A 13104-nucleotide genomic window follows, 5' to 3' on the forward strand; every position below is an offset into this window, starting at 1 on the left:
AAAATTTCAGGGAAATGAATGCAAGCTTCTTTGTGCTAAGAAAACAGATTGTTATAGCTTTGTACTTTTAAGAAGTATCTTATGAAGAAAGAAGTTTTAAACTACAGTTTTATCATCATCGGTTGTTTGTTAATGGCGTTTGGTGTAGTTGGATTTTTAAGTCCAAACAAAGTAGCCATGGGAGGAACAGGAGGTTTAGCCATTATATTCAACTATTTATTTAGTCTTCCAATAGGGGTGTTGTTTGCCCTCATTAATATTCCTTTATTAATCATTAGTATTCGTTTTTTAGGAAAGTATTTTGCTTTAAAAAGTACCGTAGCCATTATTACGGTGAGTATTTTTATAGATGTTATTTCAGAATACATCGGATTACCTGCTTTAAGCAAAGAACCACTGCTAGCAACATTGTATGGAGGAATAGCTGTAGGATTGGGAATCGGGTTTATCTTTAAAGGGGGTGGATCTGCCGGAGGAGGAACTATTATTGCTCGAATTATTACCTCTAAAACATCACTAAAAACAGGTACCGTTATTTTAATATTAGATGCCATTGTAGTCGTATGTACTGCCATTGTATTTAACAATGTAGAATTAGCGTTGTGGAGTATGATAAGTATTTTTATTACTACTAAAATGATTGATGTAGTACTATCGGGTAGACCTAACGGGCGTGTGGTACACATATCTTCAGCCAATAACTTAGAACCTTTGGGTAAACTAATCAATGAAAAAATTGGCGTAAACGGAACCTTGGTAGCTGGAAATAATCTAAGCTTGAGCAATGACAAATACATCATTTTTGTAACCGTACCAGTAAACCGATTGAATGCTTTAAAACAATTGGTATATGCAGAAGATAAAAAGGCTAAAATGATGGTAATGGATGCTACAGAAATGCTAGGAACTAAGTTTTTAGAATAAGGGTTTTTAGGAGTTTTAACCTGATAAAAATCATATTTTTTTATACAAAAGAGAAGTACTTTTAATGTAGAAATTAAAACCAAATCTCTTATGAAAAAAATTATTGTACCCGTTGATTTTTCTGAATATTCAGAGAGAGCATTACAAACCGCAAGCTATTTAGCAAAGTTCTTTGATGCTGAGGTATTACCCGTACATATGCTTGAACTATCAAATGCACTAATTTCTAGATCTGAAAGTGCCGTAAACGAACAAACAGTTTTCTATTATAAATTAGCAGAAAAACGCTTTAAAGAATTTTTAGATAAAGATTTTTTAAAGGAGGTCAAGGTAACACCTATTATCAAGCATTTTAAAGTATTTAGCGAGCTCAATGCTTTAGCAAGAGATGAAAATGCCGATATGATTGTGATGGGATCTCACGGTGCTACTGGAGCTAAAGAATTTTTTGTAGGCTCTAATACCGAAAAAGTAGTTAGAAATGCGGAAATACCCGTATTGGTAATTAAAAACGAAGCGGTAACTACCTCTTTTAAATCGGCAGTATTTGCTTGTGATTTTTCAGATGAAGATATTGAACCTTACCAACAAGCCAAAGCATTGTTAGCTCAGTTTAATTGTACGGTAGATTTACTACATGTAAATACCCCTAATTCTAAGTTTAGAAGTACCAAAGAAATGCAAGAAAAAGTAGCCAATTTCTTACAAAAAGCGGAAGGGAGTATTGCTAATTTAGACAAGGTACATTACGTAGCGGATTATACCATTGAAGATGGGATTTTAGAGTTTTCTAATGTGCATGGAAAAGATGTGATTATCATGGCAACACACGGACGTAAAGGACTACAACATTTTATTGAAGGTAGCATCTCTGAAGATGTAGCCAACCATGCTACCTTACCCGTATTGACTTTTAAGATTTAAAATATAGGTTTCCTCTTAATTCAAAAAAACCTCGACATCTTAGTTAGATGTTGGGGTTTTGTTTTTATACCTACACTGTATAAATTACCTACTTCTAGGTAAATAAAGTCAATTGTTTGTTCTTAATTTTAGCTAAAAGAAACCTTTGTTAGAAAGACTAAGATTAAAACTACCTTAAAACAGATTAAACATGAAAAAACTTTTGTTTTTAACAACTTTGTTGACTTTATTGTCGTGCAAATCAACAGTGCATATGTATGTATATGGTCTTAAGAATTTTGATGTAAAGAGTGAAAGAGATTTGCTAAAAGTCAAAAAGAAATTTTTACATAAAGAAAGAGATGCCCAAATAATTCAACCGCCTAAGGTCTCTGAAGGAGTTAGCTTAACCAACTTAGCATATTACGGAAAAGCAAAATCAATACTTGAGTTAGAGAGTGATAATTTTCATGTAGTAGATGTGTCTTCGCAGTTAAAGTCTTTAAATGTAGAGAAATTGTCTGGAGATAGAGTTGAAAAAATAATCATAAATAGTACCATTAGTATCTCACCATATGAAAGCGGATGGCTCGATAGATTAATATCATCTGCAGAGAATTTACCAAAAGGAGAACATAGAATTCAGTTCACAGGACCCGAGTTTTTTAATCCAGGAACTATCAATTTTCAAATGATACTCTTAACTGTTTTAAGAGAAATTGACTTTTCCAAAGGGTTTAGAATTTCCTATACTTTTGACGAAAAGTACAATATGTACATCTCATCAATTTGGTTAACTAAAAGATAACTTGAACTACAACAAAAAACAAATTTAAGGTTGTGGTGTAGTCAGAAAAAATAGAGTAAATAAAAGGATGGACTTCTGTTCATCTTTTTGGTTGTTAATTTTATTCTTTTTTGGGAGCAAATAGATAAATCCAGATTAAACGAGATAGCTTAAAGTTTACACCTACCAATAACAGAGATAGTAATACAATTAAACCGAAGCTTAAAAACCATTCTAATTGTAAGAACAACCTAAAAATGATAAAAGCGGCTATACTTTCAGCTACAATTAAACCATAGCTTACATACATGGCTCCAAAAAAGAAACCAGGCTCTTTTTCATAAACAAAATCGCAATGAGAACAACTCTTTTCCATTTTTCCAATTTTGAACAAGTTAAAAACAGTGTTTTTAAATACTTTTCCTTTGTTACATCTTGGGCATTTATTAGAAAGTAAAGCTATAACTGATTTCATATGATTTAAATTTGTGCAAAGGTATGATGCTGTGTTTTGGAAAATGTTATCCATAAGTTGCTTAAATTTGTCTAATTAAGACATTTCTGTATGATTCCGATTTTAAATATTGAAAATTTTCAACCTTCTATAGCAATTGAAGATTACTTTTATAGCAATGAGTTAGATGTCCATTTAAAAAGAAACGAACGCTATTTTAGTCAACCACATAAACATAGTTTCTATTTATGTGTATTGATAATTGAAGGGGAAGGGAAACATGAAATAGATTTTACTACCTATGAGGTAAAACCAGGACGGGTGTTTTTCTTAAAACCAGGGCAATCTCATTTTTGGAGTTTTACATCTTCGGTAAAAGGATTTATCTTTTTTCATACACTAGAGTTTTTTAGGTTGAGTATGAGTGAATTGAATTTGAATGAGTTTCCTTTTTATACCTTACATGAGTCTTTGATTGATTTACCCAAAAACAAAATAGCCTCCTTTAGTACATCCTTTCAAAGAATTAATGAAGAATATCATACCGATGAAATTTTAAAAAGAGCCTCCTTACTGAGTTTGGTAAACCTACTCTATATAGATTTTATGAGGCTATATAATCAAGAAAATACACCACAGCCCAAACAAACGGTAAACAACATTATCGTTATTCATAAGTTAGATGATTTGATTACTACACATTTTAAAGAACATAAAAAAGCAGCATTTTATGCCGACAAATTACATATGTCGGTAAGGCATTTAAATAGAATTTCTAAGGAAGTCTTAGACAAGACCGTTACGGATTTATTGTATGAGAAAGTAGTATTAGAAGCAAAACGATTATTGGTACATTCAAAACAACAACTAACCGATATTGCTTATGAATTAGGCTTTGAAAACTATTCGCATTTTTCTAAGTTTTTTAAACTTAAAACTGGTGAAAGTCCAACTGCTTTTAGAAAACGTTATTAACATAGGGATCTTATTTTTTTGTTGTTTACGAGCCGTTAGTAAAGAAAAGCTTACCAACTATTGAATTCAAAAATAGTTTGGACATGGTTGAAAACTTCGGTTTTTAATTGTTTGGAAGTAAGTGGTTTGATATTATTCTTTCTTTATATTTACCGATCTTAAAAAGCAACACACAACTATGGACAACCTGTCTTTTATCAATATTATTATTGGTATAGCTCTTATTATTTTTATTTTTTTCAATAAGCATAATTTGGGTAAAAACGTATACGCTAAACTTGCTATCATAGGGGTGATTAGTATTTTTACCTTATCGGCGTTGTCTGATTATCTCATGACGTTAGGTGCTACTCTTCGTTATAGTATATTTACCTATATAGCATTGCTAGTATCGCATTTAATAGGATTTTTTTTATTACTATTCGTTTCTGCCATTACAGGGCAAACCAGCCATCTTAAAACCATTATAATTGCTGTTATTGGAGTTACTGTAGTAAGAGTATTGCTTATTTATTCTTTGATCACAGGGTTTCTAATAAAACAAGATGCATCTAATATTGATAATTTAGCAGAAGCCAATACTAAGCTACCAATAATACTTGCTAATACAGATGAGTTTATAATGGCAGCTTTCAATTTAATATTAACAATTATAGCCTATAAAACATTAAAAAAGGCGCCGTTAATTGTCGATTTAGGTTCGAGTAAAGCACTGTATTATAAATGGGGAAAAATTATCTTAGTTTTTTCAATAGTGCTCTATACAATTGTGCTTTTAAATACAGTACTGCTGTCTTTTAATAGAGATAATTTAGAGCATATTTTATTTGTAGAAAAGATATTAAAATCGATATTTTTTATTTTTCTAATTATATCGATGATGTATTTTCCTGTGTTTGCTTATTCAGGTAAATATGAAGATTTACCATCTTTGTATGAAATAGATAAAGAAAAGTATAAAGGATCTACTTTAATTGATTCACTAGCACTTTTTAATGAGATAGATACTTTAGTTCGAGATGAAAAATTATACCTTGATTCTGAATTAAAGATGGATAAGGTTTCTAAAAAACTAGCAAGACCAATTCCGCATATCTCTCAAGCCATTAATGAGAACACGCAGAATAGTTTTCCAGATTATATCAATTCTTTTAGAATAGAAGAAGCTAAGAAGAAACTGTTAGTGGAAAATCCTGATACCATTTTTGCTATTGCTATAGACATAGGTTTTAACAACAAGACTACTTTTTACAATGCATTTAAGAAGTATACAGACATGACGCCTACACAATATAGAAAGCAATTTAGAAAAGAAAAGGACGCTTAGTTGGGTATCTTACTTCATAACTATTAAAGTTTTAGTTTTTTACAAAACTAGTGCTTCCTATGAAACTTCAATAAATCCATATTCCTATAGGAATGGGATACTATAAACTTATTCTTTCTTAAAAAAGAAATTCAATTCTCTCTCTTAATTAATGTTTTAGAAACCATTTGTTGATGGTTTTTTGAAGGAGGAATGAAGAGATTAGTTACTTAAATACCAGAAAACGGAAATAAAAAGGGGTCATTTAAATGATTACTTCATCCTATAGTGATAAGACCTCAATGAACTGTTTTTTCAAGGGATTGTTGGTGATTTGTTAGGTGTAAACAATTATAAAAATGAACTTATTTTTTGTGTTAGTATTGTAAAACTGAACTTTTTATTAAAGAAGGGAAGCTAATTTTAATCCGAAATTATTTAATTATAAATTAACCCTTCAGAAATGAAAAACAATTATTTAAAGGCGATGGTCCTTTCGTCTGTTCTTCTAGGAACGAGTTATCAAGTACAAGCACAGAACAAACAAGAAGTAGAATCTATACGTGGCAGTTATGATTTAAAAAAACTACAAAGATTAAGTAGTAATTTTCAAAAAGAAAGCAACAATAAAAAAGAAGAAGCTTATAAAATAGCTAAACAAAAAGGATGGGAAACTACCATCTTTAAAAAGGATGGTACCTATATGGAACTTCAAGAAGTTGTAGATGGTAAACCTATTTATTATACAACATTTAATGTAGACGCGGCAAAATCAACAAGAACAAATCACTTACACAAAGGTGGTTCATTAGGCTTAAATTTATTTGGTCAAGGAATGAAAGCCTATGTATGGGATGGGGGAGTACCCAACAAAGACCATCAAGAATATGATGGAACTGGAGGAAACAATAGAGTATCTGTAGGTGATGGATCTTCTACTTTGAACTTTCATGCAGAGCATGTAACGGCTACTATTGTAGCGTCAGGAAAAGTGGCGAAAGCAAAAGGAATGGCTCCCTATGCATCTGCCATTGGAAATGATTGGAACAATGATAAGTCAGAAGCAACAAATGCAGCATCTAATGGAATGATACTTTCGAATCATTCATATGGTTATGGCGCAGCGCAAATTCCTGATTATTATTTTGGAGCATACATTAAAGTTTCTCGTGATTGGGATGAATTGATGTTTAATACACCAAATTATTTAATGGTAGTAGCAGCAGGTAATGATGGACAGGATGAAAGCTCGAATGCAGAACCATTAAATGGAAACAAGGCTTATGATAAATTATCTGGTCATGCTACCTGTAAGAATAATTTAGTAGTGACTAATGCACAAGATGCAAATGTTGACGCAAGCGGAAAGTTAATTTCAGTGCAAATTCACAACTCAAGTAGTGAAGGACCAACAGATGATTTACGTATCAAACCAGATATTGCAGGGAATGGAGCAGGAGTATACTCAGCTACTCACTTTCCTAGTTATGACAAGGCATCTGGGCAAAACAATAGTGACGGAAATGTTAACGATGATTATGTTGAAATGACAGGAACATCGATGGCAGCACCAAATGTAACAGGTTCTTTATTGTTATTACAACAGCATTATAAGAATAAGAACAATAACTTTATGAAAGCAGCTACCTTAAAAGGTTTGGCTTTACATACTGCTGATGATGCAGGTTCAACAGGACCGGATGCCATTTTTGGATGGGGATTATTAAATTCGAAAGAAGCTGCCGTAGCTATTACACAAGCAGGTAAAGAAGCTCAAATTAAAGAGTTAACATTAACATCAGGAAAGTCGTATACCTTAACAGTAGAGTCTGATGGGAAAAGTCCATTATTAGCATCAATTTCATGGACAGATAGACCAGGTACGGCTACAGAAAAAGCAAATCAATCTACAGCTGTTTTAGTAAATGATTTAGATATTAGAGTTAAAAAAGGAACTACAACCTACAATCCTTGGAAATTAACAGGAGTAAACACTAATACCAAAGGAGACAATAAAGTAGATCCTTATGAAAGAGTAGATGTAGCAAATGCATCAGGAACCTATACAATTACGGTTACTCATAAAGGAACTTTAACAGGAAATAGTCAGAATTTTTCTTTAATCGTAACAGGATTAAAAGGAGCACCAATAGTATGTAATGCAACAGTACCAACAAATGTAGTTGCAAATAACGTAACGGAAACGGAAGCTAAAGTAGAATGGACTGCGGTAGTTGGAGCAAAATACGATTTACAATACCGTAAATCTGGAACTACAAATTGGATAACTAAAGAAGCAACTACAAATAGCTATACAATTGAAGGCTTAACAGCTGAAACAAAGTATGACGTACAAGTACGTAGTAAATGTGCAATTAAAAACTCTGCATATAGCACTTCAATTAACTTTACAACTAAGAAAGAAGCGGCTAAAGATACACAAGCACCAACAGCACCAACAAGTTTAAAGGCTACTAATATTGAGAAAACTAATTTAACTTTAAACTGGACAGCTTCAACCGATAATGTTGCCGTAACAGGGTATGATGTATATAGAGGAACTACAAAGTTAACAACGGTAACAGCGACCAACTATAATGTAACTGGTTTAACAGCTGATACAGCGTATAAGTTTTCTGTAAAAGCAAAAGATGCAGCGGGTAATATTTCTTCTAGTAGCAATGAAGTCAGTGTAACCACTAAATCAGATTGGGATGATGATTGGGATGATGATTGGGGAGATGATTGGGGGGAATTCTCAATAAATGGTGATACCTCGAAAATTACTGTTTTTCCAAATCCAACATCAAACTTTTTAAACATTAAAATAGTATCATTATCAAATACTAGGTATTCCATTATTAATGCGGTAGGTAGCGTGGTACAATATGGGAAAGCAACCAATAACATAGATGTTTCAAAATTGCCAAATGGAATTTACTTCTTTGAGTTAAAAACTAAAAAAGAACGAAAGGTACTTAAGTTTATAAAAGAGTAATCAATATTGAATTACCAAGAATTGACAAAACATGTTTTAGTCAATAGTTTTATTTTTTTAGATCATGAGCCTCAACTAAAATTAGTTGGGGCTTTTTAGCAGTTAATATGTTTTGATTCTAGTTGTGGTTCATGAAAAAGGTGAATACTGCTTTGTAAAAAAGAATAGCTATTCAATACATTATCAGCTATACGAATACAGTCTTTTTCAATTTTGTTTTTAACGCTCATTGTAAGCGTTTGTGAATTGTTATGATGTTTGATTACAATACTACCATTTGGGTAGTAAATGATTAGCTCGTTTTTTAACTGTTCCTGTAATAATAAATCAAACTCTGCACTTAACCAGTTGGTGAACCTATTGAAAAAGGCAAAGGATTGTTTTTCTTTCAACTCCATGTAGTAATAGGAATTATAGTAGGTAATATGGATGTTGCTTTTCATTATACTTTGATAAAAATTCGTCTTTTAAATAAAATAAACCCTAAAAGGATATAAGATAGCATTACCGTGAATGCATATAAAAGGGAGGCTAACTTATTGTTAGTAATAACACTGGTGTATAGATGTTCATATAAGAAAGAATGTATGTTTTGCTGTTCGTTTAAGTTGACTAAATAAAAGGTCTTAGCAACGAGTGAAGACAAGAAATAAATAGTAATGGCATTGGTGCCTACATAGATGCAGATTTTTCCAAATGTTTTTTGTTGAACATCTGCCACATAGTAAAAAATCAACAAAAACAAAATGGCCCAACCCGCTGTAACTAATACAAAACTGCTACTCCACAATGCTTTGTTTATCGGGAAAAATACATTCCAGATATATCCTATCAGCAAGGCAAAACTTCCGCTACCGAACAAGTATTTTAGTTTAACGTTAGTATTTTTTAAGAGAAGTACTTTTCCTATTAACACACCTATAATACAACTAATAATAGCTGGGATGGTACTTAGAATACCTTCGGGATCATAATCGGGTTTCCATAAATGATTGTCCAAAAGTTGTACATCAATATAGTTAGCCCAGTTATTGGGAACTCTTGCCAAACTGGGAACTTCTCCGTTGGGTAAAGGCACATAATTCAACACTATAAAATAGCCCACCAATCCCCAAAAAGAAATATGTAACAATGTTTTGGTGGTACAGTTTAAATACAAAAAAGAGGTGATGCAAAACACAATTCCTATACGCTGCAGTACACCAGGTAGCCGAACCGTTTCATAACTTTCAAAAAAAGGAAAGTAAGGAATAAACCAGTTTAAAAAGAGCCCAAGTGCTATCAACTTTGCACTACGAATGAATATTTTTTTATAGATAGTTCTAGAAGCTTTTTTATGCTGATATGCCAAAGTAATAGAAACGCCTACAATAAAAATAAAAAAAGGAAAGATTAAATCTGTGGGAGTTAACCCATGCCATTCGGCATGCAATAAAGGTGGGTATACATGGCCCCAATCACCGGGATTGTTGACCAATATCATTGCCAATATGGTAAGTCCTCTTAATATATCTACTGATTGAATGCGTTGCATAGCGCTTATTTTTTTAGTCCGATTTTATGTCCGTAGACGGCATAAAACAGTATAAAAACATAACAAGGAATTAAAATCCAATAACTCTCGGTAGATGCTTTTGCTAAAGCAGTTACTTCACTAATTCCTTCGGTTATGTATGCTTCTTTGTAATGATCTATAAGTTTGCCAAATAAAGGAGGAATGATAGCACCTCCTGCAATGGCCATAATTAACAAAGCAGAAGCAGTTTTGGTAAATTTACCTAATCCCTTTAATGTTAGAGGCCATACAGCTGGCCATACTAACGCATTGGCAATACCTAAAGCGGCAACAAATAAGATTGAAGTAAATCCGGTGGTATTCATGATTAAAATGGTAAAAACAATTCCTAAAACAGCGCTTATTTTTAAAGCGGTTTGCTGTTGAAGATATTTCGGAATTAAAATAACCCCCAGAATATAAGTTGCTACCATTGCCATTAGAGTAAATGTGGTAAAGAATTTAGCTTCTGAAGCGGAGATTCCTAAGGAGATTCCATAAGAAATAATCGTATCTCCCGCAATAACTTCGGCACCTACATATAAGAACAAGGTAATAACCCCTAACCATAAATGAGGGAATTGAAATATAGAGGTTTTATGGTGAGGACTAGTACTAGTTTCATCGTTCTCTTGCGGATGTACTTCGGGCAAGGGAGCCCATCGAATTAAAACACCAAGTACAAAAAGAACCAGTGCCATAATAATGTAAGGAGTAATTACGCTATTGGCCATTGTATTCAGTATGGTTGATTTTTCAGCATCGTTTACTGTTAAAAGTTGTTCTTTGATTTCATCAATTCCAGAGAGTAATAAAGAACCAAAAATTAAAGAGCCTAAAGCTCCTGCTACTTTATTGGAAATTCCCATGATAGCAATGCGTTTTGCACCACTTTCTAAAGGACCTAAAATAGTAATGTATGGATTGGCTGCCGTTTGTAAAATGGTCATACCTGTACCTTGAATAAAAATACCCAATAGAAACAATGAATACGTTCTTGCATTTGCAGCTGGTATAAAAATTAAAGCTCCGATTCCCATAATAATTAAACCTACAGACATACCTTTTTGATATCCAATTTTATTGAGTAGGTAGGAAGCAGGAAGAGCCATTAAAACAAAAGAAATATAAGAAGCAGAGGCAACTAAATATGATTGAGATTCGGTAAGTTCGTTAATAGTTTTCATAAATGGTATCAACGCTCCATTTACCCAAGTAACAAAACCAAAAATAAAGAATAAGCTTGCTATGATAACAATAGCGGTAACCTGTTGATTGTTTGTTGTTGTATTCATCTTTCTTTATTACAATGAAAAATGAAGTAAGTAATTAATCAAGCAATGATTAAATTTTTTCTACCTGTAACACAAAAAATACGCTAAACACATCAATTTTGTATATAAAGTTCTTATTCTCTGTTTAAAATAATCTGTTTGGTAAGATTGATATATTTTCTTCCTATTGGAATTCTCTTTGAACCTATTTCAATTAAATTTCCTTCAATAGAATCAATTTTATCTAAAGCAATGGTATACGACCTATGAATACGAAGAAATTTTTCACTTGGTAATTCTTCAGTAATACTGGTAAGTGATTTATGAACAATATATTTATCGGTACTTGTTTGAATTCGAATATAATCTTTCAAACTCTCTATGAACAAGATATCTTTATATTTAATCTTAACTAACTTTTTATCTACTTTTAAAAAGATATAAGAGTCAGATTGATTGGATGAAGCATCTAAATTTTGAGTTAAGTATAATTGTTGAGTGAGTTTGTTAATAGATTTTATAAATCTAGAAAAAGGAATAGGTTTTACTAAATAGTCGAGTACATCTAAATCGTAACTATCAACGGCATATTCACGATAAGCCGTTGTAATAATAACATAGGGTTTTATACTTACGTTTTTTAGAAAATCTAAGCCACTTATTTTAGGCATATTAATATCTAAGAAAACAACATCAACCTTATGTTCTTCAATAGTAGGTAGTGCGCTAATAGGGTCATTGAATGTACCAATAACCTCCATGTTTTTAAATTCTGTTAAATGATTTTCAATAACCTTAATGGCTAAAGGTTCATCATCGATAATAATACAATTAATTTTCACTGTATTCTTTTTTAGTTAGCGGAATATTTAAGTTAACGGAAAAAATATTTTCTTCTCTTGAAATATCAAGTTGGTAACGGTTCTTAAAAATTAAATCAAGCCTTCTTTTCGTATTTGCATTGCCAATTCCTTTTTTATCATTAACCTCAAAAGAAGGGTTAAAACTGTTTTTTAAATTGAAAACCAACTCATTTTGCGGATTGATTTTGAAACTAATATAGATATAAAAATCATTACTGTTTTTATTTCCATGTTTAAAACAGTTTTCTATATAAGGTAAAAATAATAGAGGAGGTACTTTTGCTTGACTGATATCTCCATGTATTTTTAAATCAATATTAGCATTTTTATTACAACGTAGTAATTCTAAATCTATATAATTTTGAATGTATTCTATCTCCTTTAACAAACTTACATTAGGTTCTTTAATATCATAAATAACATATTGCATAATATCAGAAAGCTTTAAAACCACTGAAGATGCTAAATCAGATTTTTCAAGTGTTAAAGCATATAAGTTGTTCAGCGTATTAAAGAAAAAATGGGGTTGTATCTGTGTTTTCAAAAAGTTTAACTCGCTTTTTAAATGCTCTTTTTTAAGATTCTCAATTCTTTTACGTTGGTTAACCCAATCTACTGTAAGTTTTATGGCTGTTGCCAATGCTAAAACGTATAATTCTCCCAGAGTTACTGCAATAATATGATTAAAGGTAAAGGCTTCCTGATACCCTTCTGCCTCGGGCCAAATATTTTCAGTAACCAATACATAATTCAACAGAGTTCTAACAATATATAAAAGACATAAAGAAACAAACACTAAAGAAATGTATCTTTTGTACTTTTTTGCTAATAAAAATTTAGGAATGAAAAAATACAAATTAAGATACACAAGAATAATGTGTAGTGGGAACTCCACCAAATTAGATTTTAAAGAATACCAATAATCGTCAAAATAGCTTCCCCATCGTATGACATTGAAGCTAAAATAGCCAATCCAGAAAAGAATGTGATATTTTTTTGGAATGGTTCTAATAGAGGTATTATTGTCGTATAATTTAAGTTCAATCATTAGTGTTAATTTGATAA

At 31.7% G+C, this 13104-nt stretch carries 12 protein-coding genes; 6 read left to right on the top strand and 6 right to left on the bottom strand.

Features of this window, described 5'->3' with window-relative positions; translation table 11 throughout:
• Positions 1–81: 81 nt before the first annotated feature.
• The 3 genes from ABNT22_RS04910 to ABNT22_RS04920 all read left to right on the top strand — a co-directional run bounded on the left by ABNT22_RS04910 (position 82) and on the right by ABNT22_RS04920 (position 2635).
• A complete protein-coding gene (locus ABNT22_RS04910) occupies positions 82–924 on the top strand; it encodes a YitT family protein (RefSeq protein WP_348714672.1) in 843 nt (280 codons plus the stop codon).
• Positions 925–1014: 90 nt separating this feature from the next.
• On the top strand, positions 1015–1848 hold the full coding sequence (locus ABNT22_RS04915; RefSeq protein WP_348714674.1) for a universal stress protein: 834 nt from the start codon (positions 1015–1017) through the stop codon (positions 1846–1848).
• Between the two features lie 190 nt (positions 1849–2038).
• The gene (locus ABNT22_RS04920; protein ID WP_348714676.1) at positions 2039–2635 is read left to right on the top strand and encodes a hypothetical protein; all 597 of its coding nucleotides are present in this window, start codon (positions 2039–2041) and stop codon (positions 2633–2635) included.
• 100 nt (positions 2636–2735) lie between these two features.
• On the opposite strand, the gene ABNT22_RS04925 is transcribed toward ABNT22_RS04920, so the two are convergent.
• Positions 2736–3089 (bottom strand): DUF983 domain-containing protein, encoded by a 354-nt coding sequence (locus tag ABNT22_RS04925; RefSeq protein ID WP_348714679.1) that lies wholly within the window; start codon positions 3087–3089, stop codon positions 2736–2738.
• Positions 3090–3179: 90 nt separating this feature from the next.
• On the opposite strand from ABNT22_RS04925, the gene ABNT22_RS04930 reads away from it, so the two are divergent.
• From ABNT22_RS04930 to ABNT22_RS04940, 3 genes are all read left to right on the top strand, one after another.
• Positions 3180–4043: a helix-turn-helix transcriptional regulator gene (locus ABNT22_RS04930; RefSeq protein WP_348714682.1), complete on the top strand. Its 864-nt coding sequence runs from the start codon at positions 3180–3182 to the stop codon at positions 4041–4043.
• A 178-nt stretch (positions 4044–4221) separates the two neighbouring features.
• Positions 4222–5370 (top strand): AraC family transcriptional regulator, encoded by a 1149-nt coding sequence (locus ABNT22_RS04935; RefSeq protein ID WP_348714684.1) that lies wholly within the window; start codon positions 4222–4224, stop codon positions 5368–5370.
• Between the two features lie 442 nt (positions 5371–5812).
• Positions 5813–8347: a S8 family serine peptidase gene (locus ABNT22_RS04940; protein WP_348714687.1), complete on the top strand. Its 2535-nt coding sequence runs from the start codon at positions 5813–5815 to the stop codon at positions 8345–8347.
• 95 nt (positions 8348–8442) lie between these two features.
• Here the strand turns inward: ABNT22_RS04940 and ABNT22_RS04945 are convergent, their stop codons facing one another.
• From ABNT22_RS04945 to ABNT22_RS04965, 5 genes are all read right to left on the bottom strand, one after another.
• The gene (locus tag ABNT22_RS04945) at positions 8443–8790 is read right to left on the bottom strand and encodes a hypothetical protein (protein ID WP_348714689.1); all 348 of its coding nucleotides are present in this window, start codon (positions 8788–8790) and stop codon (positions 8443–8445) included.
• The gene (locus ABNT22_RS04950; RefSeq protein ID WP_348714690.1) at positions 8790–9881 is read right to left on the bottom strand and encodes an acyltransferase family protein; all 1092 of its coding nucleotides are present in this window, start codon (positions 9879–9881) and stop codon (positions 8790–8792) included. Before ABNT22_RS04950 ends, ABNT22_RS04945 begins: the two co-directional genes overlap by 1 nt.
• 5 nt (positions 9882–9886) lie before the next feature.
• Positions 9887–11197: a sugar MFS transporter gene (locus tag ABNT22_RS04955; RefSeq protein WP_348714692.1), complete on the bottom strand. Its 1311-nt coding sequence runs from the start codon at positions 11195–11197 to the stop codon at positions 9887–9889.
• Positions 11198–11310: 113 nt separating this feature from the next.
• Positions 11311–12018, bottom strand: coding sequence for a LytTR family DNA-binding domain-containing protein (locus ABNT22_RS04960; RefSeq protein ID WP_348714695.1), 708 nt, complete (start codon positions 12016–12018; stop codon positions 11311–11313).
• Positions 12008–13087: a sensor histidine kinase gene (locus ABNT22_RS04965; RefSeq protein WP_348714698.1), complete on the bottom strand. Its 1080-nt coding sequence runs from the start codon at positions 13085–13087 to the stop codon at positions 12008–12010. Before ABNT22_RS04965 ends, ABNT22_RS04960 begins: the two co-directional genes overlap by 11 nt.
• Between the last annotated feature and the right edge of the window lie 17 nt (positions 13088–13104).

Origin of the sequence: Tenacibaculum sp. 190130A14a (assembly GCF_964048965.1) — a bacterium.
Taxonomy (GTDB): domain Bacteria; phylum Bacteroidota; class Bacteroidia; order Flavobacteriales; family Flavobacteriaceae; genus Polaribacter; species Polaribacter polynesiense.